The 26,006-nt window shown below is 65.4% G+C and carries 27 protein-coding genes and 1 pseudogene; 11 read left to right on the top strand and 17 right to left on the bottom strand.

Annotated elements, in window-relative coordinates:
- Positions 1-4: 4 nt before the first annotated feature.
- The 8 genes from ACFU4Z_RS10030 to uraD form a co-directional block, all read right to left on the bottom strand.
- Positions 5-1,447 (bottom strand): NCS2 family permease, encoded by a 1,443-nt coding sequence (locus ACFU4Z_RS10030; protein ID WP_379061100.1) that lies wholly within the window; start codon positions 1,445-1,447, stop codon positions 5-7.
- A gap of 121 nt (positions 1,448-1,568) precedes the next feature.
- Complete coding sequence (locus tag ACFU4Z_RS10025; RefSeq protein WP_379061099.1) at positions 1,569-3,899, bottom strand: xanthine dehydrogenase family protein molybdopterin-binding subunit; 2,331 nt, start codon at positions 3,897-3,899, stop codon at positions 1,569-1,571.
- Entirely contained in the window at positions 3,896-5,245 is a 1,350-nt protein-coding gene (locus ACFU4Z_RS10020; RefSeq protein WP_379061098.1) for an 8-oxoguanine deaminase, read from the bottom strand. Before ACFU4Z_RS10020 ends, ACFU4Z_RS10025 begins: the two co-directional genes overlap by 4 nt.
- Complete coding sequence (locus ACFU4Z_RS10015; RefSeq protein WP_379061097.1) at positions 5,242-5,712, bottom strand: (2Fe-2S)-binding protein; 471 nt, start codon at positions 5,710-5,712, stop codon at positions 5,242-5,244. The genes ACFU4Z_RS10020 and ACFU4Z_RS10015 overlap by 4 nt, the downstream gene beginning before the upstream one ends.
- Positions 5,712-6,581, bottom strand: a complete 870-nt coding sequence (locus ACFU4Z_RS10010) for an FAD binding domain-containing protein (protein WP_379061096.1) — start codon at positions 6,579-6,581, stop codon at positions 5,712-5,714. The genes ACFU4Z_RS10015 and ACFU4Z_RS10010 overlap by 1 nt, the downstream gene beginning before the upstream one ends.
- 13 nt (positions 6,582-6,594) lie before the next feature.
- On the bottom strand, positions 6,595-7,470 hold the full coding sequence (gene pucL, locus ACFU4Z_RS10005; protein WP_379061095.1) for a factor-independent urate hydroxylase: 876 nt from the start codon (positions 7,468-7,470) through the stop codon (positions 6,595-6,597).
- A 3-nt stretch (positions 7,471-7,473) separates the two neighbouring features.
- Complete coding sequence (gene uraH / locus ACFU4Z_RS10000; RefSeq protein WP_379061094.1) at positions 7,474-7,773, bottom strand: hydroxyisourate hydrolase; 300 nt, start codon at positions 7,771-7,773, stop codon at positions 7,474-7,476.
- A complete protein-coding gene (gene uraD, locus ACFU4Z_RS09995; RefSeq protein ID WP_379061093.1) occupies positions 7,770-8,315 on the bottom strand; it encodes a 2-oxo-4-hydroxy-4-carboxy-5-ureidoimidazoline decarboxylase in 546 nt (181 codons plus the stop codon). Before uraD ends, uraH begins: the two co-directional genes overlap by 4 nt.
- 172 nt (positions 8,316-8,487) lie before the next feature.
- Between uraD and ACFU4Z_RS09990 the strand changes: the two genes are divergently transcribed.
- Positions 8,488-9,969, top strand: a complete 1,482-nt coding sequence (locus ACFU4Z_RS09990; RefSeq protein ID WP_379061091.1) for a PucR family transcriptional regulator — start codon at positions 8,488-8,490, stop codon at positions 9,967-9,969.
- A 45-nt stretch (positions 9,970-10,014) separates the two neighbouring features.
- Here the strand turns inward: ACFU4Z_RS09990 and ACFU4Z_RS09985 are convergent, their stop codons facing one another.
- Positions 10,015-10,614, bottom strand: coding sequence for a TetR/AcrR family transcriptional regulator (locus ACFU4Z_RS09985; protein WP_379061089.1), 600 nt, complete (start codon positions 10,612-10,614; stop codon positions 10,015-10,017).
- A gap of 86 nt (positions 10,615-10,700) precedes the next feature.
- On the opposite strand from ACFU4Z_RS09985, the gene ACFU4Z_RS09980 reads away from it, so the two are divergent.
- Both ACFU4Z_RS09980 and ACFU4Z_RS09975 read left to right on the top strand, forming a co-directional pair.
- Positions 10,701-11,591 (top strand): oxidoreductase, encoded by an 891-nt coding sequence (locus ACFU4Z_RS09980; RefSeq protein WP_379061088.1) that lies wholly within the window; start codon positions 10,701-10,703, stop codon positions 11,589-11,591.
- A 259-nt stretch (positions 11,592-11,850) separates the two neighbouring features.
- The gene (locus ACFU4Z_RS09975; protein WP_379061087.1) at positions 11,851-12,132 is read left to right on the top strand and encodes a hypothetical protein; all 282 of its coding nucleotides are present in this window, start codon (positions 11,851-11,853) and stop codon (positions 12,130-12,132) included.
- Positions 12,133-12,183: 51 nt separating this feature from the next.
- On the opposite strand, the gene ACFU4Z_RS09970 is transcribed toward ACFU4Z_RS09975, so the two are convergent.
- On the bottom strand, positions 12,184-12,900 hold the full coding sequence (locus ACFU4Z_RS09970; protein WP_379061086.1) for an SDR family NAD(P)-dependent oxidoreductase: 717 nt from the start codon (positions 12,898-12,900) through the stop codon (positions 12,184-12,186).
- Positions 12,901-12,984: 84 nt separating this feature from the next.
- Between ACFU4Z_RS09970 and ACFU4Z_RS09965 the strand changes: the two genes are divergently transcribed.
- The 5 genes from ACFU4Z_RS09965 to ACFU4Z_RS09945 all read left to right on the top strand — a co-directional run bounded on the left by ACFU4Z_RS09965 (position 12,985) and on the right by ACFU4Z_RS09945 (position 17,138).
- Entirely contained in the window at positions 12,985-13,554 is a 570-nt protein-coding gene (locus ACFU4Z_RS09965) for a TetR/AcrR family transcriptional regulator (protein WP_379061085.1), read from the top strand.
- Positions 13,555-13,575: 21 nt separating this feature from the next.
- The gene (locus ACFU4Z_RS09960) at positions 13,576-14,361 is read left to right on the top strand and encodes an alpha/beta fold hydrolase (protein ID WP_379061084.1); all 786 of its coding nucleotides are present in this window, start codon (positions 13,576-13,578) and stop codon (positions 14,359-14,361) included.
- A gap of 73 nt (positions 14,362-14,434) precedes the next feature.
- Positions 14,435-15,568, top strand: coding sequence for an AI-2E family transporter (locus ACFU4Z_RS09955; RefSeq protein ID WP_379061083.1), 1,134 nt, complete (start codon positions 14,435-14,437; stop codon positions 15,566-15,568).
- Positions 15,569-15,768: 200 nt separating this feature from the next.
- Positions 15,769-15,957 carry a hypothetical protein gene (locus ACFU4Z_RS09950; protein WP_379061082.1) on the top strand — a complete coding sequence of 63 codons (189 nt, stop codon included), beginning with the start codon at positions 15,769-15,771 and terminating at the stop codon, positions 15,955-15,957.
- Between the two features lie 377 nt (positions 15,958-16,334).
- On the top strand, positions 16,335-17,138 hold the full coding sequence (locus ACFU4Z_RS09945) for an AMP-binding protein (RefSeq protein ID WP_379061081.1): 804 nt from the start codon (positions 16,335-16,337) through the stop codon (positions 17,136-17,138).
- A 30-nt stretch (positions 17,139-17,168) separates the two neighbouring features.
- Here ACFU4Z_RS09945 and ACFU4Z_RS09940 read toward each other — a convergent pair whose 3' ends face one another.
- Positions 17,169-18,116 carry an AraC family transcriptional regulator gene (locus ACFU4Z_RS09940; RefSeq protein WP_379061080.1) on the bottom strand — a complete coding sequence of 316 codons (948 nt, stop codon included), beginning with the start codon at positions 18,114-18,116 and terminating at the stop codon, positions 17,169-17,171.
- 140 nt (positions 18,117-18,256) lie between these two features.
- Here ACFU4Z_RS09940 and ACFU4Z_RS09935 point away from each other — a divergent pair, with 140 nt between their 5' ends.
- On the top strand, positions 18,257-19,117 hold the full coding sequence (locus ACFU4Z_RS09935; RefSeq protein ID WP_379061079.1) for an SDR family oxidoreductase: 861 nt from the start codon (positions 18,257-18,259) through the stop codon (positions 19,115-19,117).
- 182 nt (positions 19,118-19,299) lie between these two features.
- Here the strand turns inward: ACFU4Z_RS09935 and ACFU4Z_RS09930 are convergent, their stop codons facing one another.
- Both ACFU4Z_RS09930 and ACFU4Z_RS09925 read right to left on the bottom strand, forming a co-directional pair.
- Positions 19,300-19,887 (bottom strand): YdeI family protein, encoded by a 588-nt coding sequence (locus tag ACFU4Z_RS09930; protein WP_379061078.1) that lies wholly within the window; start codon positions 19,885-19,887, stop codon positions 19,300-19,302.
- Between the two features lie 193 nt (positions 19,888-20,080).
- Positions 20,081-20,935, bottom strand: a complete 855-nt coding sequence (locus tag ACFU4Z_RS09925; protein ID WP_379061077.1) for an NAD(P)H-binding protein — start codon at positions 20,933-20,935, stop codon at positions 20,081-20,083.
- Between the two features lie 386 nt (positions 20,936-21,321).
- Between ACFU4Z_RS09925 and ACFU4Z_RS09920 the strand changes: the two genes are divergently transcribed.
- Positions 21,322-21,447 (top strand): hypothetical protein, encoded by a 126-nt coding sequence (locus ACFU4Z_RS09920; RefSeq protein WP_379061076.1) that lies wholly within the window; start codon positions 21,322-21,324, stop codon positions 21,445-21,447.
- Between the two features lie 12 nt (positions 21,448-21,459).
- On the opposite strand, the gene ACFU4Z_RS09915 is transcribed toward ACFU4Z_RS09920, so the two are convergent.
- Positions 21,460-21,828, bottom strand: coding sequence for a hypothetical protein (locus ACFU4Z_RS09915; RefSeq protein ID WP_379061075.1), 369 nt, complete (start codon positions 21,826-21,828; stop codon positions 21,460-21,462).
- A 775-nt stretch (positions 21,829-22,603) separates the two neighbouring features.
- Here ACFU4Z_RS09915 and ACFU4Z_RS09910 point away from each other — a divergent pair.
- On the top strand, positions 22,604-23,791 hold the full coding sequence (locus ACFU4Z_RS09910; protein ID WP_379061074.1) for a phage tail tip lysozyme: 1,188 nt from the start codon (positions 22,604-22,606) through the stop codon (positions 23,789-23,791).
- A 64-nt stretch (positions 23,792-23,855) separates the two neighbouring features.
- On the opposite strand, the pseudogene ACFU4Z_RS09905 reads toward ACFU4Z_RS09910, so the two are convergent.
- From ACFU4Z_RS09905 to ACFU4Z_RS09895, 3 genes and pseudogenes are all read right to left on the bottom strand, one after another.
- Positions 23,856-24,962 (bottom strand): annotated as a pseudogene (locus ACFU4Z_RS09905) (IS3 family transposase); the annotation flags it as partial.
- 46 nt (positions 24,963-25,008) lie between these two features.
- Positions 25,009-25,509 carry a hypothetical protein gene (locus tag ACFU4Z_RS09900; RefSeq protein ID WP_379061073.1) on the bottom strand — a complete coding sequence of 167 codons (501 nt, stop codon included), beginning with the start codon at positions 25,507-25,509 and terminating at the stop codon, positions 25,009-25,011.
- Between the two features lie 6 nt (positions 25,510-25,515).
- Positions 25,516-25,752: a hypothetical protein gene (locus ACFU4Z_RS09895; protein ID WP_379061072.1), complete on the bottom strand. Its 237-nt coding sequence runs from the start codon at positions 25,750-25,752 to the stop codon at positions 25,516-25,518.
- Positions 25,753-26,006 lie beyond the last annotated feature (254 nt).

Below are 26,006 nucleotides of genomic sequence, written 5' to 3'. Positions count from 1 at the left end.
CGTCTTATCCGCCTAGCAGGAGTTCGATGGCCGAGATGCCGAAGTAGCCCGCGAAGACCAGCGCGACAACCCAAACCAGCCAATGGATTTCCCGGAACTTGCCGCGCGCCGACTTGATCACCACGTAGGCGATCAGACCCGCACCGACACCGTTGGTGATCGAGTAGGTGAACGGCATCAGCACGATCGTCAGGAAGGCGGGCACCGCCACCTCGAGATCGGCCCAGTCGATCTTGCGGGCCTGGGTCATCATCAGCGCGCCGACGAGCACCAATGCCGGAGCGGCCGCTTGTATCGGCACCACCGCGGCCAGCGGGGTGAAAAAGACGGCGAGGCAGAAGAGCCCACCGGTCACCACACTGGTCAATCCGGTACGGGCGCCCTCACCGACACCCGTCGCGGACTCGACATAGACCGTGTTTCCCGCGCCGCCGCTGGCACCACCGATAATCTGCGCGACGCCATCGATCGTGAGCACCTTGCCGATACCAGGCATGGTGCCCTTCTCGTCGAGCAGCCCTGCCTCGTCACAGACCCCGAAAACCGTGCCCATGGCATCGAAGAAGCCGGTCAGCACCAGGGTGAACAGCACGACTCCCGCGACGAGTCCGCCCGCTTCGGCGAATCCCCCGAAGAAGTCGATATCGAACATCAGGCCGAAATCGGGTGCGGAGAAGAAGCCTTTCGGTGACTCCGGCACGACAGGGCCCCACGTCGCCGGGTCGATCTTCGCCAGCGAATTGACCGCGACGGCGAGCACCGTCGCGATGACGATGCTGATCAGAATCGCACCGGGCACCTTGCGGATGAACAGCGCGAGCATCACAAGCAGTCCGACCGCGAATATCACCACCGGCCAACCCGAGAGGTGACCACCGGCCCCGAGCGTGACCGGCGGACCCGTCTGCGAACCGTGGCCGACGACACCGGCCGAGACAAGGCCGATCATTGCGATGAACATGCCGATCCCGACGCCGATGGCGTTCTTGAGACTGAGCGGAATGGCGTTGATGATCATCGTTCGCAGGCCGGTCGCGGCGAGCACCACGATGATCACGCCCATCAGGAATACCAAGCCCATGGTCTGGGGCCAGGTCATGTGTGGCGCGGCCTGAAAGGCGACCACCGGTACCACGCCGAGTCCGGCGGCGAGCGCTAGCGGCACATTGCCGACAAGGCCCATCAGGACAGTGCTCAGTCCTGCGGAAAACGCTGTGGCCGTGGTGAGTTGAGCGATGCTCAACTTGTCACCGTTGACATCCGCGACACCGCCGAGAATGAGCGGGACCAGAAGGATGACGTAGGCCATCGCGACGAAAGTAGTGATGCCGCCACGGATTTCCCGGGAAATCGTGGTCTTGCGTTCACTGAGCCGGAAGAACCGGTCCAGCGCAGACCTTGCGGCAACCGGCTCTGGTGCGCTGGGCTTGGTCTGAATTTGGGTCATGGCGTGCCCTCCTCGGGGCGTAGCCGACCTACGGTCCGGTCCTTGCGGACTCGAGCGGACCGCTCGGTTCGGGTACTGCTGTTGTGGGGTCTGTCCTAGATAGGCAGGCTGCCCCTGTTGATCAACTGCTCCGGATGATGTCTTCCGGTCGCACCGGCACACGATTGATGTGCACGTTTCCACCCTGCGATCGGCACGCGTCACGAATGGCCGAGGCGATGGCAGGGGTCGAAGAGAGCGTGGGTGGCTCTCCGGCGCCGCGCAGCCCGTATGGGGCGTGCGGATCGGCGTTCTCGAGAATCTCCAGCTTCTGCGGAGGCATATCGAGGATGGTGGGAATCAGATAGTCCGTGAAGGACGGGTTGAGCACTTTTCCGTTCTTGACCTGAATTTCCTCCATAACTGCCAGGCCGAGGCCCTGTGCGGAGCCGCCATGGATCTGACCCTCCAGGGACAGGCGGTTCATGATCTTTCCTACGTCTTGCACCGCGTCGAGGGCGACGACCTTGACGAGGCCGAGTTCGATATCGACGTCGACGACCGCGCGGTGCACGCACAGGGCCAGCTGGGTGTGGCTGCTCCCCTGGCCGGTCACCGGATCCATTCCGGTGGTAGGGCGGTGGTGGTACTCGCGGGTCTCTTCGATGACCCCCTCATTCAGGACATCGACGATCGCAGCGAGCACCTCCCCCGTCTCCGAAACCACCTTGCCGCCGATCAGCTGTGCGGCGCGACCGTGGCCCTGCGCGATGGCGAGCTCGAGCAGTCGCGCCCGCACCGCCTCACAGGCGGTCTTGACCGCACCGCCGGTCATGTAGGTCTGCCGGGAAGCGGACGACGACCCGGAATCACCTACCTGGTTGTCGGCGGGATGGATGGTGACCCTTTCGATCCCGAGTTCGGTGCGTGCGATCTGCGCCTCGACGGTGACCAGTCCCTGGCCGACTTCGGCTGCCGCGGTATGTACGAGTGCAACCGGTTCTCCGGCAATGACTTCCAGACGCACTCGGGCCGTCGACAGGTCGTCGAACCCTTCGGAGAAGCAGATGTTCTTGATGCCGACGCCGTAGCCGATACCGCGCACCACGCCCTCGCCGTGGGTGGTCTGTGAAGCCCCGCCCGGCAGGTTCCTGATGTCGGAGGCATCCAATGCCGCGGGCAGCGGGATCGTGCGCACCTGATCGAGCATCTCCGCCAGCGGTGCGGGCGCGTGCACCACCTGTCCGGTCGCCAGCTTCGAGCCCTGCGAGACGGCGTTGATCTGGCGCACATGCACCGGGTCGAGTTCCAATGCCTCCGCGAGCTTGTCCATCATCGACTCGTGCGCGAAACACGCTTGGACAGCGCCGAATCCGCGCATAGCACCGCACGGCGGATTGTTGGTGTAGACACCGTACGCGTCGATCTCGATATGCGGAATCTCATACGGCCCCACCGCGAGCGAGGACGCGTTACCGGTGACATTCAGCGTCGCCGAGGTGTACGCGCCACCGTCGAGGACGATGACAACCTTCGCGTAGGTGAGCTTTCCGACGGCATTGGCGCCGTATTCGTAGACCATCTTCGCCGGGTGCCGGTGTACGTGCCCGAAGAACGACTCCTCGCGGTTGTACACCATCTTGATGGGCTTGCCGGTGCGCAAGGCCAGCATGCCCGCGTGGATCTGCATGGACAGGTCCTCGCGGCCGCCGAAGGCTCCGCCGACGCCGGCCATGGTCATGCGGATCTGGTCGTCGGCCAGGCCGAGGCACGGGCCGATCTGGGAGAGATCGTTGTGCAGCCACTGGGTGGCGACATAGAAGTCGAGGCCACCATCCTCGGCCGGAATGACCATGCCTGATTCGGGACCGAGGAATGCCTGGTCTTGAATGCCGACCTCGAACTCCTCGGTCACCACCACGGTGGCCAGGGCGCGGCCCACAGTGATATCGCCGACGCGCACCGGCTGGTGACGGGCGATACCGCCGCGCTCCTGCACCTTCAGACGCTTCGGAGCCGAGACCACCGCCATCGGGTCGGTGATGGGTTCCAGTACCTCCCAAACGATGTCGATGGCGGCAAGGGCGCGGCGGGCGATCTCGGGATGGTCGGCGGCGACCAGGGCGATGGGTTCACCGTGGTGGCGCACCTCACCGATGGCGAGGACCGGCTGATCCCAGGTGTGGTCGAGGCCGTACATCTTTCGGCCGGGCACATCCTCCTCGGTGAGCACCGCGTGTACACCGGTGATGGCCAGCGCGGGAGCGATATTGATGCTCCGGATAAGGGCGCGCGGGTGCGGGCTGCGCAGGGTCGCGCCCCACAGCATGCCGTCCATCCACAGGTCGGAGGAGTAGGCGAATTCGCCCTTCACCTTGAGGGTGCCGTCGGGGCGCAGCGGGCTCTCGCCGATGCCGCCCTTGCCGGGCGCGACGACCTCGCCGGGGAATCGGACGGTACGTGCCGCAGTCATCGGGACTCCTCTCCCATCAGCCGTTTCCGCGCCGCTGCGCCTGCCCTGCCGACTGCGTCGTGCGAGACGGTGCGCAGCTCGTCGTTCTCCACGACGGTCCTGCCGCCGACGAGTAGCCGCGCCAGTGGCGGTGTCGGGCCGAAGACCAGGGCACACACCGGGTCCTCGACCGCGGCGCGAAAGCCGTCGACTCGCCACATGGCGATGTCGGCGAGCTTGCCCGGCTCGAGGCTGCCGATCTCGTGGTGGCGACCGAGATTGCGTGCGCCGCCCATGGTTCCTATCTGGAGCGCTTGGCGCGCGGTGAACGCCGTCGGGCCGTGCACCGCCCGCTGAAACAGCATGGCCTGGCGCATCTCTCCGGCGAGTGAGGTGAGCTCGCTCGATGCCGCACCATCGACGCCGAGGCCGACGGGCGCGCCCGCGGCGAGCAGATCGGTAACGCGGGCGATACCTGCGCCGAGCCTGGCGTTGGAGCTCGGGCAATGCGCGGAGCCGCTGCCGGTTTCGGCGAACCGGCGGATATCGGCATCGTGCAGGTGCACCGCGTGGGCGAACCAGACGTCGTCGCCGAGCCAGCCGAGCTTCTCCATGTATTCGACAGGGGTGCAACCCATCTGCTCGATGCAGTGCTCCTGCTCGTCGAGCGTTTCGGCGAGATGGGTATGTAGCCGAACGCCTTTGGCCCGCGCCAGCGTGGCCGCGTCGAGCATCAGGCCCTCGCTGACCGAGAACGGCGAGCACGGCGCGACGGCGACCCGCAGCATCGAATCGAACGACGGATCGTGGTAGGTGTCGATGACTTCGGTGGTGTGGGAAAGGATTTCGTCGCGATCCTCGACCACCTCGTCCGGCGGCAGGCCGCCGTCGGCCTGCCCGCGGTCCATCGAGCCGCGGCACGGGTGGAAGCGCAGACCGATCTCCCGTGCGGCGCGCACCTCGGCCTCGAACAGATCGCCGCGACCCTTGGGGAAGATGTAGTGGTGGTCGCTGCTGGTGGTGCAACCGGTCAGCGCCAGCCAGCCGAGGCCCGCGGAGGCGGCGCCGTAGACCACCTCGGCGTCCATACGGGCCCAGGTGCGGTACAGCCCGGTCAGCCATTCGAAGAGCGTCGAGTCCTGGAACAGGCCTTGGCTCGCCCACTGGTAGAGGTGATGGTGGGTGTTGACCAAGCCGGGGGTGACCAGGCAGCCGGTGCCGTCGATGCGCTGGGCATCACTCAGCAGCGGCGCTGGACCCGCACCGAGCGACTCGATCCTGCCCTCGTCGACGACGAGATATCCGGACGCGATCTCCGGACCGACGACCGGCGCGATGTACGCGTTCTCGATTACGACCCTGGTCATTTGGCCGCCTTACGTCGTGCCGCGAGCCGTACCGCGTCGAGGATCTTCTCGTATCCGGTGCAGCGGCACAGGTTTCCGGCCAGCGCCTCGCGGATCTCCACATCAGACGGGTCGGGGTTGTGCTCGACCAAGTCGTGTGCCTGGACGATGAGCCCCGGTGTGCAGAAACCACATTGGACCGCACCGGCCTCGACGAACGCCTGCTGCATCGGGTCGAGCTTGTCGCCCTTGGCGAGGCCCTCGACGGTCCGGACCGAACGGCCCTGCGCCTGGCCTGCCGCAACAAGACAGGAACACACTGGTGTGCCATCCAAATAGACTGTGCACGAACCACATTCGCCCTGCTCGCACGCGTTCTTCGAGCCGGGGAGGCCCATTCGCTCACGGAGCATATAGAGGAGGCTCTCCCCCTCCCAGACGTCGTCGACGGATTCCGTCGAGCCGTTCACATCGAAGGTCACGCGCATCAGGCCGCCCTCCTCTCTGCTAGATGGTCGTTCCAGGCCCAGGTCAGGGTGCGGCGCGCCAGCACCGACAGGGCATGTTTGCGGTAGTCCGCGGTCCCGCGGACATCGTCGATCGGCTTCGCGGCGGCGGCGACGAGCGCGCCGAACTCGCGCAGCACCGGTTCGGTGAGCGGGGCGGGGTCGTCCCAGACCAGTTGGGTGGCGAGGAATTCCTCGGCCGGTGTCGCACGCAACGGCGTCGGGCCCGCCGAGCCGATGCCCGTGCGCGCCGAACGGGTGCCCGGGTACAGCGCGACGGCGAACGAGCACACCGCGATCACCATGGCATTGCGGGTGCCGACCTTGGCGAAGTATTGCGGCCCCTGCGCGGGCTCCAGCCACACCGCTCGGATCAGCTCGTCGGCTTCGAGCGCGTTCTTCTTCACCCACACGTAGAAGTCGTCGATCGGGATCATGCGGCTGCCGCGCGCCGCCGACTCCACCTCGACCACCGCGTCGCCCGCGAGCAGCGCGGGATGGGCATCGCCTGCCGGTGACGCGCCGCCGAGGTTGCCGCCGACCGTGCCGCGGTTGCGGATCTGCGGGGAGCCGACCGTGCGGGAGGCCTGGGCGAGCCCGGGCAGCCGGTCGCCGAGCCTGTTGATGATCCGCACGTAGGGAACCCCGGCGCCGATCCGGAGCTTGCTGCCGCTCTCCTCGTACTGGAAGAGATCGCGGCAGCGGTTGAGGTCGAGCAATGCGGCCGGGCGGCCCTTGTCGAAGTTGAGCTCGACCATGATGTCGGTACCGCCCTGGATCGGAGTGGCGTCCGGTCGCTCGGCCTTCAGCTCGAGGGCTTCGGCCCAGCTGGCAGGTTGCAGAAAGTCCATCGTCATTCCCGATTCAGTCCCAGGCGGGCCCGGCGTCGGGGGCGTCCTCGGCCAGGACCGAACCTTCGATGAGGCCGTAGGGCCGGTCTGCCGCCCAGAACACCTCGTTGTCGTTCTCCAGCCCGAACGGGGTGAGATCCACCACGAAATGGTGCTTATTGGGCAGCGACAACCGCACCTCGCAGATCTCCGGGCAGGTGTCGAGCACCCGGTTGCCCATGGCGTACAGAGTCTGCTGCAGCGACAGGCTGTAGGTCTCGGCGAATGCCTCGAGCAGGCAGCGCCGCGCGGTCAGGTAGGACTTGTCCCAGTCGTCCGGGATGGTGTTGTGCCGCCACTCCGCATTGACCTCGGTCGCGAGGATGCGGTCGTAGGCTTCTCGCAGCGTCGTGTACTTGTCCTTGATGTAGCCGTGGAACTCCGAGCCGGTGGAGTTGAGGACCACCAGGTTCTTCAGTCCGGTCACCACCCAGGCGTCGTCGCCGTTGTCGTGGACGCGGGCCGTCCGGATCTCCTGGTTGGAGCGGACGAAGGAGTGCTGCTGATCGCCAGGACCGACGACGATGCGTTCCCAGGCGTACTCCTCGAGGGAGACCCTGGCGTGGTCGATGGTCGGCTGGGAATCGACGAAATGCCGGGCGAGCAGCAGGCCGAATTCTTCGGGCGAGGCGATACCGTGCTCCTTCGCGAAGGCGAAGACGGTGTTCTTCTGGGTGTCGGTGGGAAGCACCGCGGCATTGCCGCCGGTGAGGTGGGTGTCGTCCATGTCTCCGGACAACGCCACACTGACGTTGAGATCTCGGATCTCATGGATGCCACCGGTTTTCGTCACCCTGACGACACGGTTCTCGGACTTGCCGTATCTATTGGGGCCTAGCTTGATCGACATTGTTCAGCTACCTCGATAGGTGGAGTAGGAATACGGGCTGAGCAGCAGCGGCACGTGGTGGTGCTCGGCGGGGTCTGCGATGGTGAAGTCGATGGAGACCGACGGATAGAACGGGCTGATGTCGCCGGTCTCGAAGGTCAGGCGGTGCACACCGGCCACGCGGGCGGGCAGGTCCTTGATCCGGCCGTCGGCGTCGGTGCGATGCTCGGCGAGCACCGTGCCCTCGACCGTCGCCAGCCGGACCAGCAGTCCGGCCGCGGGGCGGCCGGTGGCCGCATTGAGCACGTGGGTCGACAGGCTCATCGCTGCTCCAGCAGCTTGCGCACCCGGAGTCTGGTGATCTCGGCGAGCTCCGCCGCAATGACCACGCGCTCGTCTTCGACCGCGTTGTCCAGGCGTTTGCGCAGCTCAGTGAGCATTTCCTCGGCGCTGCGGCCGGTCGCGCGAATCAGGAAGACATGCCCGAACCGTTTTTCGTAAGCAAAATTTCCTGCGGCCAGTTCGCGCAGCACCGCGGGGTCGGCGGTCGCGGCGCCGGACTGCTCACTGCGCGACCAATTCGCCTCGCGCCGTGCCTTTTCCGCACTTGCGGACGAAACTTCCACCGCTGCGGCAACTTTGGCTCTTTCACCGATGCGCGGGTGCGCCGACAGCGCCTCCTCGACATCCGGCCAACTCAATTCGCACACTCCGGTCACCGCGGCCGCTATCAGGCTTTCGCTGTTCTCATATGGTCTGCGCGCCACCACCTTTCGCGCCCAGTTCCGGGACGCGCAACAGGTCAGCAGCTCCGCCTCCGCGTGGTCGAGAGGCAGTGAGTTGAGCCATCCAATCTCACCTGACATCCGGTCTCCCATCGGGGTCTCAACGTGTCCGGTAAGTACACCCGCTGGGAATCAGCGCAGCTAGAAACGAGAAATCCGAACTGTGTGCCAGTTCACACCGGATTCTTTGTAGGTATGTCCAAGCCCCTCGGCTGTTAGCGTCCACAACGTGCGCCTACGTTCCCTACTCACCATGACGGACCTGGGGCTGGAGCTCGTGACCGGCGAGAACCAGCTCGACCGCTTCGTTCGCTGGGTGGTAACCACGGACATGCTCGATCCCAGCCGCTACCTCTCCGGCGGGGAGCTGGTGCTGACCGGCCTGCAATGGCGCACCGAGCCCGCCGACAGTGAGATTTTCGTCCAAGCACTGGCCCGAGCAGGCGTGGCGGGCCTGGCCGCTGGTGACGCCAAGTACGGCGGCGCACCGCCGGACATCGTCGAGGCATGCAACAAACACGGCATCCCGCTGTTCCGAGTTCCGGAGAACATTGCGTTCGCGACGGTCACCGAGCAAATTACTAGAAACCTCTCCACCGGCCGCGCCGCCGATCTGACCGCCGTCCTCGATCGGCATCGCCAACTGGTCGCGGGCTCGGGCCTCGGCTCGGTGCTCGAACTCATCGAACGCGACCTCGGCATGCGCTGCTGGGTCATGTCCTCGACCGGCCGGGTGGTCGCGGGCCCGCCCCCGCCGCCCGCCGAGGTGACAGCGGCCTTCCTCAACGCCCGCCGCCTGCCCCATGTGCTGACCCACGAGAACGCGCGCTATTCGCTGTTCGCCGTGGACGAGCACCGCACGTCACGGGCGGCCGACTGGTTTCTGGTGTTCGAGGGCGACTGCGGCGACTGGCCCGAGGAACGCCGCGCCCTGACCGGTGAGCTCGCGGCCGTCGTATCCCTCGAACGCGCCCGCCAGGACGACCGGCAGAGCGCTGAAGGCCGCCTTGCCCAGGAACTCATCGAACTGATCGTCTCCGACGCCAAGCCCGCCGAGATCATCTCCCGCCTCGAACTGACCGGCCTCGGGTCCGCCGAGTCCTATATCGCGGTGGTGGCCGCAGCGCAGGCAGATACCTTGCGCCCCGGCGAATTACGCGTGCTCCTGCGCGAAATCCTCTACGGCAGACGGCCCGCCGCAGGTGTTGTCGATGGTGAGGCGATCGCACTGATACCCGCCGGCACCGACAGCTCGGTCATCGACGAAATCCACCGAGCCGTGGCAGCTCTGGAGCCGGGCCTACGCGGCAGCCAGCTATCGGTCGGCGTCAGCGGCGTGGTCGACGGCGAAGGTCTGCGCGGCGCCGTGGAGGAGGCCCGCTACGCCCGCCGCCTGGCGGCCGATCGCCACCAGCCCACCAGCGTCGTCGGACACGATGAGCTGGCGACCCACATGCTGCTGCTCGCCAGCGTCCCCGACGAGGTCCGCCGGATGTTCCGGCTGCGCCTGCTCGACCCCCTCACCAACTACGACCAGGACAACCGCTCCGACCTGGTCCACACCCTGGAAACCTTCCTCCAGGCCTCGGGCTCCTGGACCAAGTCCGCCGACCTGCTCCACGTGCACGTCAACACCCTGCGCTACCGCATCCAACGCATCGAAGAACTGACCGGCCGAGACCTCTCCCGCCTGGAAGACCGCGTCGATTTCTTCCTCGCCCTCGCCCTGCGCTGATCCTCGGGGACTGTTGCCCGCACCGCAGGACGCGCGCGCACAACGCTAGGCGCGTGGTCGGCGTCGATTCCCGGCTTCGAGTTCGGAAACTGGGCAGAGTGCTCGACGCGCCAATGTCAGCCACCGCTGCTGTTCGGGCGCGGGCACGGCGTCGGACGGCGAAGTCGCCAGGAGCAGGATTACATCGTCGACCGCGACGTCTGGGTAGAGCGATCCGTCCCGGTGTGCCGCCGCAACCAACTGCTCGACTGCGGCGCGGCCACGCTGCCGCAGGTCCTGCAACGAATCCTCGGCCAATCCGGTCACGGCGAACCTCAGCAAGCGTTCCTGCCGCATGTCGATCACGACGCCATGCAGCAACGCGACGATCTCATCGATCGCTGATGTCGCGCCGCTTCCCACCCTGGACAGCGCCGAGTCGAGCGATGCGCCGACCATGACGGCCAGTTCGGCCACGATCGCCTCGACGAGGTCCTGCTTGGTCGGGAAGTGCCGGTAGAGCGTGCCGACCGCGACACCGGCCGCGGCGGCGATCTCGTCCATTCCGATGGCGGGACCGCGGCCGACCACGAGTTCTCGTGCCGCGTCGAGGATCGCTTCGCGATTGCGCTGAGCGTCCGCGCGCAGTCTCGGTTGTCCAGTCATCCCTGATCCTCTCGACCACCTTGCACAGAACATGAACTACTGGTTCACTTTAATAGTGAACCAGTAGTTCATGTTAGGAGCATCATATGCGCACGTGGACCGAACTAGACATCCCCGACCTCGGCGGCCGCATCGCCGTCGTCACCGGCGCGAATACCGGAATCGGCTTCGAAACGGCGAGGGCACTGGCCGAGCACAGTGCGACTGTCGTTCTCGCATGCCGAAGTCGAGACAAGGCCGAGGCTGCGGCCAACCGCATCATCGAGAACACACCGGACGCCACTATCGAAACCGCACAGCTCGACCTGAACTCCCTCGACTCCATCAGCAGCGCCGCCGATGCGATCCGCAGCCGCCACGACCACATCGACCTACTGATCAACAACGCCGGGGTCACCGGACTCTCGGGTGTCACCGAGAACGGCTTCGAGATCCAGTTCGGCATCAATCATCTCGGTCATTTCGCCCTCACCGGCCTGCTCCTCGGCCACATCGCAGCCGCCCCGGCGGCGCGCATTGTCACGGTCAGCAGCATCGGGCATCGTTTCGGCCGCGTCGACCCCGACCGCCCAGCCGACTCCACCGGAAACGCCTACGCCAAATCGAAACTCGCAAATCTCCTGTTCACCTACGAGCTCGACCGCCGCCTGGCGAACACGCCGGCGATCGCCCTCGCCGCCCACCCCGGCGGCGCAAGCACCGAGGTATTCCGATACTCCCCCGCGGCATTCCGACTGCCCAACCTCGCCATCGCCCGCCTCTTCGGCCGCACCCCCGCCATGGGCGCCCTCCCCACCCTCCGCGCCGCCACCGATCCCCACGCAAGAGGCGGCGAATACTACGGGCCCTCAGGCCTTTTCGAGATCCAGGGCTACCCAGCTCCAGTGAAATCCAGCCCCCGCTCCCACGATCCCGTGCGTCAAGCCGCCTTGTGGGAGGTCTCCGAGAAACTCACCGACGTGCGCTACCGCGGTTGATCCGAGGTCCAGCTGGGCGTTCCTGGCAGGCCGGTGCCAGGGAAGTCATCCCCTCCCGCGCGAGTGCGACTGACCCGAATGGCCTTGTCCTACACATTCATCCCCCTAGACAGTTTCGGACATTTTCGACAGGTCGCGCGATCCCGCCCCGCGAACGGCGACAGCCGCACATACTGTGCGGTATAGATCTGGCAATCATCTGGACACCTCGCTCGAGCTAGCCATCAGCTGCCCACCTCGACACGGAACGAGCACATCCATGATTCTGACCGCCGCCTATGACGTCGTCCTCGCTCAGATCGGCAACCCGTCCCCCGAGGCGCCGCCTACTTCGGACAAGTTCCTGCAGATGGTCCGGTACCTGAACTGGTTCGTACTGCTGTCCGGCGTCTCCGGCATCACCTACGCGGGCGGGAGGTTCGCCTGGGAGAAGTGGAGCGGCGGCCAGCTCGAATCACCGAAGATGATCGCGGGAGCCATGATCGGCGGCGTGGTGGCCACCAGTGCGGGCACCATCATGAATGCCGTCGTCGGCGCCTGACCGCCGAGGGGCCGCGCAGGGAAGCAGCTCTGTAGCAACCTGTTTCGACCCTCATCCGCCGAGCGCGTCGAAGACTTCCTCCGCGCGATCGCGCGTTCGGTACATGTCCCATGCGGTCTCCGCGAGCCGATCGGGGTCGAGGGTGTGGCCGTCCGGGGAGCCGAATCGCCCCGGATCCGCGGTCACCATGGCGTGGATGTCGCCGCGTTCCACCAGTCCGCCGATGGTGAGCGTCCCCGCATAAACGCCCCGATCGTCCAGTGCGGCATGGAGGGTGAGCGCGTAGTTCCGCAGCGCCGCCGAGGCCAGCGCGAGTTGGCCGAGCATCGGCATGGGGCGCACGCTGGACAAACCGCCCGCGAAGAACAGCCCGCCGTCGCCGTGGTCGAGCATGCCCGGCAGCACTTCGCGCACCACGTCGACCGCGGGCCACACCCACTCGAACGCCGATTGCGCTGTCGCCATGTCTATTTCGGTGATGGTCACCGGCTGCTGGGTCGGACCGGGTCCGTAGTAGGCCAGCGCGATACCTCCGCCCCGGCCGATCTTGGCGAGTACCGATCGCAGCCGGTCACGATCGGTGACGTCGGCGGTGTGCGCGGTGGCATCGATCCCGAGGGACGCCAGATCACGCAGATAGGTGCTGTGCCGAGCATCGCTGCGTGAGACAAGCGCGATGCGGAAACCTTCGCGGCCGAAGCGCCGCGCCATCGACATGCCGAGACCGGGCCCGACGCCGATGATCACTGCTGTTCGCATGGTGGGCATGGGATTCCTTCCAAAAATTGAGGGGCTCCTCACTTTGAAGGTAGCACGAAGCCGAGGCACCCCTCGATTTTGTAGAATGCTGGCGTGACCAGACCCCTGCGCCGAGACGCGGCCCGCAATCGCGAGAAGCTGTTGCGCGCGGCCACCGACGTGTTCACCGAGCAGGGGCTCGACGGTTCGCTGGAGGAGATCGCACGCCGCGCCGGCGTCAGTATCGGGACGCTGTACAACCATTTCCCGCACCGCGATGCGCTGATCGACGCGCTGCTGCCGCCACGGCTGGCCGCGTTGGACGAATTCGCCGCCCGCGCCGCGAGCGAGCCGGACGCGTGGACAGCGTTCACCGTGTTCACCGAGGCCCTGCTCGACCAGCTCACTACCGACCGCGGGTTGCTCGAGGCCTTCACCGGCGACCACCCCGCCGCCGAGCAACTCACGCAGGCATGCCATCGCGGAATGTCACACCTATCGGCACTGCTCGACCGGGCCCGCCGATCCGGCGCGATGCGCGCGGACGCGCGCGACGAAGACGTCGTGAATCTGCTGTGGGCGTTGTCGCTACTCGGCGAGACCGCAGGAACACCGGCCTGGCGCAGGTGCCTGGATTTCGTACTCGACGGCCTCCGGCAGCCGTACGAGCAGCCAACGGCCTGACACCGGAAGGAACCACCCACCGTGCCCCACGCCAAGTCCACCGACGGCGTTCGCATCGCCTACCACACACAAGGCGACGGCGTCCCACTGATTCTGCTTGCCGGACAGGCCAATAACCATCATTGGTGGGACGGCGTTCGTGACGACTTCCACGCCCGCCACCGGACGATCACCTTCGACTATCGCGGCACCGGTGACAGCGACAAGCCCGATTTGCCATACAGCACAATAGGATTCGCTGACGACGCGATCGCCGTCCTCGATGATCTCGGCATCGACAGCGCCGACGTGTACGGCACCTCTATGGGCGGCCGCGTCGCGCAATGGCTGGCCGCCCGCCATCCGGATCGGGTGCGCGCCCTCGTGCTCGGCTGCACCACACCGGGAGGACGGCACGCCATCGAACGCGACAACGAGGTCCGTCGCTCGCTGGCCGATCCCGATCCGGCGGCCGCCGGACAGGCGCTGCTGGAATTGATGTACACCCCTGCCTATCTGGCCACCGCACCCGGACCGTTCAACACCCTCGGCGACCCGACCATGCCCGCCTACGCTCGACGACGACATCTCCTCGCCAGCGGCAGGCACGACGCGTGGGATGCCCTGCCCGACATCGGCGTTCCCACATTGGTCGTGCACGGCACCGACGACCGTTTCAATCCGGCGGCGAACGCGGCATTGCTCGCCGATCGCATCCCCCGTGCTCAGCTGCGGCTGATCCCGGGTGCCAGACACGCGTACTTCGACGAGTTCCGCACCACCGCAGGCCCGCTGGTCTCGGATTTCCTGAATTCGGTTCGCCCGTAGACCCAGCAACGGCACAGACCGGACGGCCCGAACAATCACCGCTCGAGCGTCGGACGCATGCGAGACTGAGGCCGTGAGCGAGCTGAACGAAGGCAAAACGACGCCCGACCGCGGCGATGTCATAGGCACCGGAGTGCTGTGGCTGGCCAAGTGGGCGGTGTGCATCGTCGCGATCGCGGCGGGCACCTGGGTGATCGGATACGTCCTCGCGAAGCTGTGGGTGGCGGTGCTGCCGGTCCTGCTCGCGATCGTCGTCACCACCGTGCTGTGGCCGCCGACGCGGTGGCTCACGCAGCACGGCCTGCGCCCGGCCGCGGCGGCCGCGGTCACCCTGGTCGGGTTCCTCGGACTGCTCGCCGGGGTTGTCGCGCTGATCGTGCCCTCGGTCGTCGATCAGGCCCCCGAGCTCGCCGACAAGTCGACAGCGGGCATCAATAAAGTGCGCGACTGGCTGCAGGGTCCGCCGCTGAGAATCCGCCAGGAACAACTCGATTCCGGGGTCGACGCGATCGTGCAGCGGCTGCAGTCCAGCACCGAGCGGATCGCGACCGGTGTTTTCAGCGGGGTGAGCGCCGCGACGTCGGCGATCGTCACGCTGGTCCTGGTACTCACGCTGTCGTTCTTCTTCATCAAGGACGGGCCGCGCTTCATGCCTTGGCTGCACAACACGCTCGGCAGCCGCACCGGCCGCCATCTCGAGGAGGTGCTGAGCCGGATCTGGGTCACCCTGGGCGGTTTCATCCGCACCCAAGCGCTTGTCAGCTTGATCGACGCGGTGTTCATCGGTGCCGGGTTGGTGATACTCGGTGTGCCGCTTGCCCTTGTCCTGGCCGTGATCACGTTCATCGGTGGCTTCATCCCCATCGTCGGCGCCTTCGTCGCCGGTGCGCTCGCGGTGCTGGTCGCGTTGGTTGCCAATGGTTTGACCACGGCGCTGATCGTGCTCGGCATCATCATCGCCGTGCAGCAGCTCGAGGGCAACGTGCTGCAGCCGGTGCTCCAGAGCCGGAGTATGAAGCTGCACGCCGTCCTCGTGCTGTTGGCCATCACCGCAGGTGGATCGCTGTACGGCATCGTCGGAGCCTTCCTCGCGGTGCCCTTCGCAGCGGTCGTCGCCGTGACGATCCGTTACATCGGCGAACAGATCGATGCGGCCACCACCGCGCCACCCGAAGCCGGCGAGGAACTCGAACCCGCCGCCGAATAGCGACCGGGCCACCCACCGATTCGAGAACCGCTGCGGCCCAACAGAAACTCGAGTGGCCGGTTGGCGATGTCGGCGAATATGCACCGAACGGATACTCTTGCGGCACTCGACAGCCGATAGCTGTTCCCTCTCCTGAGCCACGCTCGACAATCACGACCGACCCACCCCGCGGCCCGGTCGCCCAGGGAAGGAGCCGGGCCATGACAGCACCGGCGCGACACATCCGCATCGAATCCGGCGCACTGACACTGGACTACCGCGCATCGGCCGAACAGGCCCAGAGCGTGGCCGATGAACTGGCCCAAGGTTTTCCGGAGTTCAGGGTCACCGTCGACGACGAGCTGCGCGACGATCTGCCACCGCTGCCGTGTGCCCGATTGTGGGACTGAGGGACTCGCTCGGGACCGAACGCCCCATTGTGGGACCGATTCACCCAGCCGAGCAACCTGGCACCACGCGACCGGAATTGCCGATCGCCGCGAATGCGGAAACCGCCCGTCCGACACCTGAATAGGCAGCGACTCCAGCTACCCGGTGGTCTCGCTGGTCGAGGACTCGGAGCACGCGGGCCGACCGGCCTGCCGAGGGCGCGAAGCAACACGCGGTAGGCACTGCAGCGAAAGTTGCGGCCGCCCTTCCTAGAGTGGGGCAACAACGAAGCAACTTCTCGAAGGACGGCTCGACAAAGCAGCAGTGACGACCGATCGCGGTAGCGGTGGATGGGTAGACGAAGGTGATGGGCAGTACTGGCGTTGAGCAGCGGCCGATGAACCAACCGACACGCAAGCGACCTGTCCGCTCGCGGCGGCCACGGGTAATCAACCTGCCGCGACTACTGGCGGCGGCCGTCGAGGCCGATCCCGACGGCACTGCGGTGTCGTGCCGGCGATCGGAGCTCAGCTATCGCGAACTGGATAGCGCGTCCTCTCGATTGGCGCGATTGTTGATCGAACGCGAGATCGGCCCCGGCGATCTCGTCGCGCTGGCGATCGGATCATCGATCGAGTCGGTGTCGGCCATGTGGGCGGTCTCGAAAACCGGCGCGGGATTCATCGTGGTCGACACCAACACCGCCGCAGAACATGTCACGCAACTGCTGGCCGATTGGAAACCGGCCATCGGCCTGGCCGCGGGTGCGGGCAACCTGCGCGGCTCGGCCCAGTGGCTGATGCTGAACGACCAGGATTTCCAGAACGAACTCGCCCTGTCGTCGGCTGACGAGGTGTCCCACGAAGAACGACTACGCCCGATCCGTGCCGAGGACATCGCCTACGTGACCTTCGCCGTCGACGCGCCAGGGGTAGTCGACGCCGTAGCGGTGACACAGGCAGCGGTGGCCGGAATCTGCGCCCGCCGGGGTGAACGCCGGGCGACTTCCGACTCGATGACGGTGTTCCTGTCCACCGCCTCCGCGTGCGGCGCACCGTTCACCGTGCCGATGACGCCACTGCCCTGGACCGAACCCATCCGGGAGCGCCCCGTCATGATCGACGTGGTGCCCGACCGCGCGTTGGACATTCGGACCCACCGACTGGCCCGCAGACTGGTCACGATGTCCGCCAATCGATAGCCGGTCCCGGATCGGGCGCTGCCCTCCGCGTCAGACCTGCTGCACGCGCGCGGCCGGACGCCGGTATCGGCCTGGCGGAGTGCCGTATTCGCGTTTGAAGGCTTTGGCGAACGCGAACTCGGAGGTATAACCGACCCGTCGGGCCACCGCGCTGAGCGGGGCGTCGGATTCGCGGAGCAGTCGTCCGGCGGTGGTCATCCGCCACCAGCTCAGGTAGGTCAGTGGTGGCTCGCCGACCAATGCGGTGAAGCGCTGGGCGAAGACCGAGCGGGAGAGGCCGCTGCGCGCCGCGAGTTCGTGCACGGTCCATGGGTGCGCGGGTTGCGCGTGAATGCCCTGCAGGGCACGTCCAATCGCCGGATCGGTCAATGCCAGTGCCCATCCCGAGGACCGGTCGCCGGTCTCGGTGACGGACCGGTCGTCGATCCACGCACGCAGGATGTACAGCAGCATGGCGTCGATCAGCGCGGGCACGATTCCGTCACCCCCTGGTCGCCCACCCTCGAGCTCGGTGGCGAGCAGATCGATGAGATGGCGCAGTTCGCTGTGCTTGGCCGACCGCGCCGGTAGGTGCACCAGGTCAGGGAGCTCGTTCATCAACGGGTGCGACCGGGTTCGATCGAGTTCGTAAGCGCCGCACAGCAGAACCGAGCGCGCCCCCGATCCATCGATGCGAACCTGCCCGATCGTCGAGGACGGGTCGGCGCGTTCGGGGACGAACTCGACCCGCGCGGTCACCGGATCGTCGGCGAGGGCGTGCGCGCTGCCGTTGCGAAGGAAGACCACATCACCGGGACCGAGCGCGAGTGGTGGCGCCGGACCGTCGGACAGCAGCCAGCAGGTGCCCTGCATCACGACATGGAACGTGGTGCCGGTGACCGCGGGGAACCGCAACCCCCACGGTGCGCGTACGTCGGTGCGCGCCGAACGGGTTTGCCCGGTTCGCATCGCGGCGAGGGCGTCGGAGAGGACATCCATACGCAACATTCTATGACCACCCATCCGATGATCAGGACGATCAGGCATATTTCCAGGATTTTGCGGCATTGAGCATCCTGGCCACCGGCCATAAGTTGATCTCAGTAGGGAAACCAACGAGTGCAACAGGGAGAACGACAATGACTGTTCTGGTACTAGGAGCGACCGGCAAGACCGGACGACCCGTCGTCGACGCGCTGGTCGCGCGCGGCGTGAAAGTCGTTGCGGCCAGCCGGAATCCCGCCCCGGCAACCGACGGCATCGAGACCGTCCGATTCGACTGGGCGGATCGCGCCACCTGGGAGCAGGCACTGGCGAACGTCGACGGACTGTATGTGGTCGGCCCTTACGCCGAGCCGAACGGCGCGGTGCTCGTCCGCGAGCTGCTGGCCGCCGCGCCGCAGGTACAGCGGGTAGTCCTGCTCTCGGTCCTCGGCGCCGACCTGCTGCCCGACGTGGTGTTGATGGCGGGCTGGGAGGCGGACGTCCGCGACTCGGGCAAGGAGTGGACGATCCTGCGCCCCAACTGGTTCCAGCAGAACTTCGGCGAAGGGTTCGCCACACCACTGCGCGAATACGGCGCGCTCGAGCTGCCCGCCGCCGACGCCGCGCTCGGCTTCATCGACACCCGCGACATCGCCGAGGTGGCTGCCGCCGCCTTCACCGAGCCGGGGCACGCCGGACAGATCCACGTCCTCACCGGACCCGAATCCCTCAGCCACGCAAAGGTTATGGCGATCCTAGGAGCAGCGGCGGGCCGAGAATTCCGGTACACCCCGCTGACCGCCGATGAGTTCGCGGCCCGGCTGCGCGCCACCGGTGCCGACGACAACTCGATCACCTGGCAACTCGGCCTGTTCACCCTGATTCGCGACGGCGTGAACGCAATCGTCACCGACACCGTCGAGCGCGTCACCGGCCATCCGGCCCGGTCGCTGGCGGCCTACGCCGCCGAGCACGCGGCAGCATGGCGGAACGGTCCCCGATCGGAACGGCCGTAACGGCTTGTTGCGCACTGCCGCCCGAGCACCGCTGCTCGCCGTCCGGGAATGCCGGGACAGTCGAGGGGCGGCGGGCGACCCTGATCTGGTCGATGACGACGGGTGTCACCACGAGGCCCGCGGCAATCGCTTGGATGCCGGCCTGGCCACGACTGCCATCCGGCGGAAGCCGCCGGGCGATCTCAGCCTGCGGCCTGAATCCGGACTCCCGGATGATTGGCTCGAACGTTCACCGCGGCGAGTTCGACCGTTCGATTGATCCGGCGCTCCCTCGTATCCGCACGCTTCGCGGTGACTATCCATTCCAGGATCAGCCGCTTCGAGGACGGCGGGAAGCTGTCGAAGTTGGTGCGAGCAGCGTCATTTCGGTCGAGCAACGCGCGCAGGTCATCGGGGACGACCCAGCGCTCGCCGTCGGCCACCACTTCCCACGTTCCCTTGGCCTTGGCCAGATCGATCAACGCTTGACCCTGCTCGGTCATCAGCCCCTGCTCGATCATGTTCGCCGCGCGCTCCCTGTTCACCCTGCTCCATGTGCTGCGTGGGGCGCGCGGGCTGAACCGCAGCTGCGAGCTGTTCGCGTCGCGTCTGCGGTGCAGCCCGTCGATCCAGCCGTAGCAGAGCGCGTGTTCGATCGCCTCGTGGTACCGCACACTCGGCACGCCGCTGTCCTTGTGATGGATGACCAGCCAGATTTCCTTCTCGGACTGGCTGTTCTGGGCCAACCAGGCACGCCAGTCCCCGATTGTGCTCGCGAAGAAGATGTTCATGACAACCATCCTCCGGCACAAAGTGCTCACCGAATGAGCATTTTGTTCGGACAATCCTCAACGCGGAATGACGAAGGCCCGGTCCGTGTGGACCGGGCCTTTCGAATGGGACTGATGTATCAGCTTGCGAACCGCGGCGCCGATCGAAGGTCTCTGAAGTCGTGATCCGCGCAGTGGGCCCGCGGCCCGTTTGTCAGTCCTGCTTCCATGCGCCCGACGCAGCCGCCTCGCATACGAAATCGGCGAAGTCGACCTGGTCGCCACCGAGCAGACGACGGACGGCGTCGTCGGTCACCTCCGTGTTACGGCTATCCAGGAGCGAGTCGAAGATGTCGATCATCACGGCCACCTTCTCATCCGGCATATCGAACTCCGAGGTCAGCACCGCACCGAACTGCTCATCGGTGACAGGAACATAGGCGATATCCCGGTTGGTCTCCGTCGCGATCGCCTCGGCCGCGTCACCGAAAGTCAGCAGCCGGGGACCGGTCAATTCATAGTTCCTGCCCGCGTGCCCATCCTCGGTCAACACGGCGGCCACGACATCCGCGAGGTCACCGGAAGCGATGAAGGGCTCCCACACCTGATCGGCGGGGAACGCGGGCCCACGGGCGAACTCCGCATCTGTGAACACACCCTCGTCGAAGTTCTGGTTGAACCACGCCGCCCGCAGCACAGTCCATTCCGCACCACTGTCGCGCACCGCCTGCTCCGCCGCAGCAGCCTGATCCTCACCGCGCGCCGACAGCAACACCAACCGCCTGACACCGTTCGCCACAGCCAGCTCACTGAACGCCCGAAGGGTGTCTCCGGCACGGGAGTCCCGATGTCCGGAGGCGTACATGAGCAACACCGCCCCCACATCCTCGAGCGCCGCCGCCCACGTGCTGCGGTCCTCCCAATCGAACGCGACTTCCGCCGAACGGGAACCGATACGGACCGGGAAACCCTTGGCCGCCAATCGATCTACCACCCGGGGACCCACCTTGACGGTGCCCGCTGTCACGAGAATGGTGCGCGTTGCCGTCTGACTCTTCGTTGATGCCATGCCCTGATCCACATTCTTCGGTGATGTCAACCCTGATCCAAACCGCCCCAAGATCGCCAGAGTATTGAGGAAAGACTTCAGCCCCGTGCCTCAACGTCCCAGCGGAATGAGCTTGTCCCACAGCTCATCTCGCCGCTGGGCGTAGTACGGGACGTGCCATGCGGTACCCACGATCGGGGCCCGACGCCAGCGCCGAAACCCTATGCGCCTCGGAGCCGGTCCGAAAGCGCAAGGGGAACGGTGCGGCCTCCGTTGCGCCGGATCGCTGCCACCGCCCTGATGACCATCCCGCCGCACTGGGAGGTGAACTCGACTCGCGACGGCCGGCTCCGGGCTGATGTGGAAGGCTAATCCCTCCACATGCGGATCAACCCGGATTCCCCAGCGTGCCGCTCTATTCTCTGGTGGTGCAGGCCGACGAGATGGTCGACTTCGACGACCTACCCGGCCTGGACCCGCACCAACGACTCACCTGGCTCGGGTCCGCCACACGCCAGGACCACGACGACTAGACAGTGTCGTCGTCACCACGAGGCGCTGCCGGACCCACTTCCGGTGCCGGGCAGACGCCAGCCGCCATACCCGGGGTAGCTCGGGTAGCTCGGGTAACTGGGGTAGCTCGGGAACAGCGGGTAGCTGGGGTAGCGCGGCTGGTTCCATTGACCGTGACCATAACCGCCGCGACCATAACCGCCGTGGCCATAACCGCCGCGACCATAACCGCCGTGGACCAGATCGACGTGCTCGGACTCGAGCACCACCGAATCGGCGACGGCCGAATCGGCGACAGCGGGAGCGACGGCAACAGTAATCGGCATCAGCGCTATCGCGGACACCACTGCGATGCGGGCGACTACTGGCCAGGTACGCCCAGTGCGGTTTTCTCGACCCATGGGAACTTCCTCGTTTCGGTACGAATTGATAAGCAATCGACGATCCAGGCGGGCTCGAAGTCGATATCCTCCGCGGTACGGAGCCGGGCCCATGCCATTCAATGTACCGCTATACAACGGCACGTTCAATGGGTCATTTCTGTGGACACCGCGGCGCGGCCGCTTCAACGCCATCTACCAGCACACTTCCTCTTCAAACGCGATATTTGTCATGCTGTCTATCTAACGGGCCATCTAACGATGGCACATTATGCGATGGCCTACGGCTCTCCGGGCCGACCGCTGTGTGACCGAGGCTCATGGCCTCGGAACCAGCACTTCGCCGACACCCCACCCTGCGGGAACGCCAACTTCCAGGGAGCTACGGACGGCGATGTCAGCGATGCGCGCCGCGAAATCCGGCTGTTCTACGACCGCCGGACCGAACTCGGACTCACCCAGGCCGGACAAGACCTGGGGACGACCGACGGTACACCCGAAGCCAGCGGCAACCAGCAAGATCAGTTCGGTGCGACGTCGGCCCTGCGGCGCTGTCGGATGAAGCCCCGGGCGGGGAACCGCAAACAAGGCCGCCTCCCTCGAAAGAGGGAGGCGGCCTTCCGGTTCAGCTGTTTCACGTTGTAGCAGTACCGACGCAAGCGCCGTCTGCGCTACCGAGCGGTATTGATTTGGCCAACGCAGACTTTCGGTACGCGGCGCGTGCGTTCCCAGGTTCGGGAACATCGGATAATCGACGTGTGTCGAGGTTGTCTGCCCAGGTGAGAGCGAGGCGCTGATGAGCCCCAGCGACACCAAGAAGCTTGGCGATCTGCACGACCTTCCTGCCTGCGCACCGGCGGGGCTGATAGCCCTGTTCAAGGCGGCCGAGGGCGTTATTCAAAGGCAGATCGAGCTGCTCGGATCGGGCAAGCCGTCCAAGGCTCCGGATCTACGGAAGCTGCTGGCCGAAGAGGGAATCGCCAAACCCGAAGACCAGTCGGCGATGCTCACCGACTACGGCAAGAACAAAGACAAGATGGACAAGGTCACCTCGGGCTACCACGGAAAGGACGATGGCATCGTCGTGCGAACCGACGGTATCGGCGAGGTTGTGACGAAGGCCTACGGTGCCATCGACACCGCGGTGGATGAACTCAACACAAAGATCGATGCCTCCCACAAAGCGGTGCGGAAAGAGACCGTGTATGAGAACGGCAAGCCGGTGCACGATGACAACGGCAACGTCGTCAAAGTAGATAAACTGCCGCCAGAAATCATCAACGGCCTGTTCAAGGGCGTCTGGGATACGTTGAACACGACATTCGAACAGGTCAACGGGGTCTCGGATCAAGCAGCCGCCGAGGCGCTGAGAATCGTCGGCGACGAACCGGGCTCCGACCCCGCACCCCGCACCAACGGTGGCGTCACTCAGCCGGTGTCATCCCCCAGCTCGGGGTACAGCGGAGACACCCCGTGGACCCCCACCCCGGGTTCGATTGGCACCGAGATCATTCCCACCGGAGCTAAGCCTACCGCGACGGCAATGATGGAATACCTCATCGATAAACACCACTTCACTCCGGCGCAAGCAGCGGGAATCGTCGCCAACGCTTACGTCGAGTCAGCAGGCTTCGACCTCAAGGCTGAGGGTGACGATGGAACGGCCAGAGGCCTGTTCCAGTGGCGTTTCGATCGACAAGACGGGTTTTGGAGGTTCGCGAGCCAGCTGGACGAGCAGGGCAAGCCCAGGGATCGCGGCGACTGGAAGACCCACATCGATTACATGGCTCAGGAGTTGCGTTCCGGGGGATACGAGGATGCCAGAAGAGGTATCGACGCGAACCCCAATGACGCGAGCCAAGTGGCTCATGACTTCGACTGGTACTACGAGAAAAGCGACAGAAAGTCGACCGGCCAACGGCAAAGCATGGCAGTTAATCTCCTGAATGATTGGAACAACGCCCACCGGAATGTCGCCGTCTGAAGCCGAGGTATGTGACGTATGGGGCAGGCTCCAGCAAGCCACCCATGATCCCGTCCACGACGAAGGGAGTGAGTCTTCCGAGTCGGCGTTGCCGGCGGGTGCGGTGGTAGGTCTTCTCGATCCAGAGCACAATCGCCAGCCGCAGTTCCGCTCGAGTCGCCCAGCGCTTGCGGTCGAGAACATTCTTCTGCAGCAGCGCGAAGAACGACTCCATCGCCGCATTGTCACCACATGCCCCGACACGGCCCATCGAACCTCGTAAACCGTTGGCCGACAACGCATTCACGAACTTCCGAGACCGGAACTGACTACCTCTGTCCGAGTGCACGACCGTCTCGACCGGTGAGCGGAACGCGACCGCGTGATACAGCGCCGAGGTCGCCAGCGACGCCTTCATCCGGGAATCGATCGAGTAGCCGACGATCCGGTTGGAGAAAACATCCTTGATCGCACACAGATAGAGCTTGCCCTCGCGTGTGGCATGCTCTGTGATATCGGTCAGCCACACAGCATTCGGGACGCAGCGGTGAAATTGCGGGCCACGAGGTCGTCGTGGACCGGTGGGCCGGCCTTGCGGTTCAACCCACGCTTCTTGGCGAACACGCTCCAGATCCGCTGCTGGGAACACAATCTGGCGACTCGGTTCTCGCCCGCGCGGATGCCGCGGGCGGGCAGCTCATCGGCGATGAACCGGTAGCCGAATGCCGGGTCGTCGGCGTGGATGTTGTAAGCGGCGTTGATCAAATGTGCGTCGTCCCAATCCCGTTGCGAGACAGGGTTCTTCTTCCATTTAAAGACTGCTTGCGGGGAGAATCCGAGCACCCGGCAGGTCACCGCGACAGGAATCTTGTCAGCGGCCAGGTCCAGGACCAGCGGGTACAGTACATCATTTTGGGTTTACATCGCGCGAGAAGTAGGCGACCGCACGGCGCATGACCTCGGCTTCTTGTTCCAGCTGCCGGATTCGCTTGCGGGCCTCGCGCAACTCGGCTGACTCATCACCGGTGGCGCCGGGGCGATGACCGTCGGAGATATCGGCCTGTTTCACCCAGTTCTTCACGCAACTCTGCGAGATCCCGAAGTCCTTCGCGATCTGGGTCAGCGGGATCTCGCCCTTGCGGGCGACCGCGACCACGTCGCGACGGAACTCCTCGGGATAAGGCTTGGGCATGGTGACGATCCTTCCACCGTGAGGACGCATCCTCACAGGTCAGGAGTCAACCAAACTGGGGGCAGTCCCGCCCGATCATCAGCGCCACTGCCGTCACGGGGATTGAGACACCGGATTTGTCGCGGATGGCATGCGCGTACAAATGACCCTGCTTACTGAGTTGCCCCAGCACATGTCCCAAGGTCGCGCCAGCCTGGGTAGGTACAACAACAGGGATCGCCGCCGCCTCGACGGCAAGAATCGCTTCCCGGTATGCCGTAGACGGATCAGGATGGAACCTGTACGCGGCATCCCACGCAACCTGCAGGTGAGCGGCGGCGGCATTGCGATTGGCAGCCGCGGCGATCTGGTATGCCTCGCGTACTGCTCCCGTGACTACCGGGTCTTGGCGGCGTTCCAACGAGTTGCCGGCTTCGCTGACCTTCCAGACCGAGCGCCCATCGCGCAAGACAGCATCAACCAGCTTCACCTGATCCCCAAGCAAATCTCCGAAGTCAAAGTGCTGGCCGTCAGTCCTGACGTGCAAAGTTACGTCGATCCAATCCAACAACTCCTACGTCGGCACCCCACGCATGTTGTCGTGATCCCAGTACTTCTCGGTCGGCACGTACCGGAGTCGCGCGGCAACCTGCTGCCGGATTCCGGGGTTGAGCAAATACTGGCGGTCGAGCCACTCTCGAAGCGGGTGCTCCAACGATTTCGGAACATCTTCATGCCAGCTCAGGTCGATAGGCTGACCTGCATTGCGGCTGCTGAATGGCTGCCAAGCCTGGGAATCGTTGACTGTCACACGATGGAGAGTAGTGGCCAAAACACCACTGTGCGAAAGACTTTCGAACAGGCAAAGCAAGTAGGACACGTCGCGTGAATCGAACCTAAGACATTCGGAAAAGACCTGTTCAGCGAGGCTACGTGCAGCAGATACGAGAAATGGGGGGGGGGGGGGGGGGGGTGTTATGGTGTTTGGGGTTCGGGGGGCGTTTTAACGCGCGCGGCGGCCGCGCCGTGGCGGGTGGGGCGGGGGTGTGTGCGATTTTTGATGGA

Source organism: Nocardia sp. NPDC057440, from assembly GCF_042802915.1.
Taxonomy (GTDB): Bacteria; Actinomycetota; Actinomycetes; order Mycobacteriales; family Mycobacteriaceae; genus Nocardia.
Note: the sequence above shows the minus strand (reverse complement) of the source record. Positions and strands in the feature narration are given on the sequence as shown.

Bases quoted from the DNA above. Each gene is read 5' to 3' on its own strand.
- pucL (WP_379061095.1), bottom strand. From the start codon at position 7,470: ATGTCGATCAAGCTAGGCCCCAATAGATACGGCAAGTCCGAGAACCGT.
- ACFU4Z_RS09915 (WP_379061075.1), bottom strand. From the start codon at position 21,828: ATGGGTCGAGAAAACCGCACTGGGCGTACCTGGCCAGTAGTCGCCCGC.
- ACFU4Z_RS10010 (WP_379061096.1), bottom strand. From the start codon at position 6,581: ATGGACTTTCTGCAACCTGCCAGCTGGGCCGAAGCCCTCGAGCTGAAG.
- ACFU4Z_RS09910 (WP_379061074.1), top strand. From the start codon at position 22,604: ATGAGCCCCAGCGACACCAAGAAGCTTGGCGATCTGCACGACCTTCCT.
- ACFU4Z_RS09990 (WP_379061091.1), top strand. From the start codon at position 8,488: ATGACGGACCTGGGGCTGGAGCTCGTGACCGGCGAGAACCAGCTCGAC.
- ACFU4Z_RS09970 (WP_379061086.1), bottom strand. From the start codon at position 12,900: ATGCCCACCATGCGAACAGCAGTGATCATCGGCGTCGGGCCCGGTCTC.
- ACFU4Z_RS10020 (WP_379061098.1), bottom strand. From the start codon at position 5,245: ATGACCAGGGTCGTAATCGAGAACGCGTACATCGCGCCGGTCGTCGGT.
- ACFU4Z_RS09980 (WP_379061088.1), top strand. From the start codon at position 10,701: ATGCGCACGTGGACCGAACTAGACATCCCCGACCTCGGCGGCCGCATC.
- ACFU4Z_RS10025 (WP_379061099.1), bottom strand. From the start codon at position 3,899: ATGACTGCGGCACGTACCGTCCGATTCCCCGGCGAGGTCGTCGCGCCC.
- ACFU4Z_RS10030 (WP_379061100.1), bottom strand. From the start codon at position 1,447: ATGACCCAAATTCAGACCAAGCCCAGCGCACCAGAGCCGGTTGCCGCA.
- uraH (WP_379061094.1), bottom strand. From the start codon at position 7,773: ATGAGCCTGTCGACCCACGTGCTCAATGCGGCCACCGGCCGCCCCGCG.
- ACFU4Z_RS09975 (WP_379061087.1), top strand. From the start codon at position 11,851: ATGATTCTGACCGCCGCCTATGACGTCGTCCTCGCTCAGATCGGCAAC.
- ACFU4Z_RS09945 (WP_379061081.1), top strand. From the start codon at position 16,335: ATGAACCAACCGACACGCAAGCGACCTGTCCGCTCGCGGCGGCCACGG.
- uraD (WP_379061093.1), bottom strand. From the start codon at position 8,315: ATGTCAGGTGAGATTGGATGGCTCAACTCACTGCCTCTCGACCACGCG.
- ACFU4Z_RS09935 (WP_379061079.1), top strand. From the start codon at position 18,257: ATGACTGTTCTGGTACTAGGAGCGACCGGCAAGACCGGACGACCCGTC.
- ACFU4Z_RS10015 (WP_379061097.1), bottom strand. From the start codon at position 5,712: ATGCGCGTGACCTTCGATGTGAACGGCTCGACGGAATCCGTCGACGAC.
- ACFU4Z_RS09950 (WP_379061082.1), top strand. From the start codon at position 15,769: ATGACAGCACCGGCGCGACACATCCGCATCGAATCCGGCGCACTGACA.
- ACFU4Z_RS09940 (WP_379061080.1), bottom strand. From the start codon at position 18,116: ATGGATGTCCTCTCCGACGCCCTCGCCGCGATGCGAACCGGGCAAACC.
- ACFU4Z_RS09985 (WP_379061089.1), bottom strand. From the start codon at position 10,614: ATGACTGGACAACCGAGACTGCGCGCGGACGCTCAGCGCAATCGCGAA.
- ACFU4Z_RS09930 (WP_379061078.1), bottom strand. From the start codon at position 19,887: ATGAACATCTTCTTCGCGAGCACAATCGGGGACTGGCGTGCCTGGTTG.
- ACFU4Z_RS09925 (WP_379061077.1), bottom strand. From the start codon at position 20,935: ATGGCATCAACGAAGAGTCAGACGGCAACGCGCACCATTCTCGTGACA.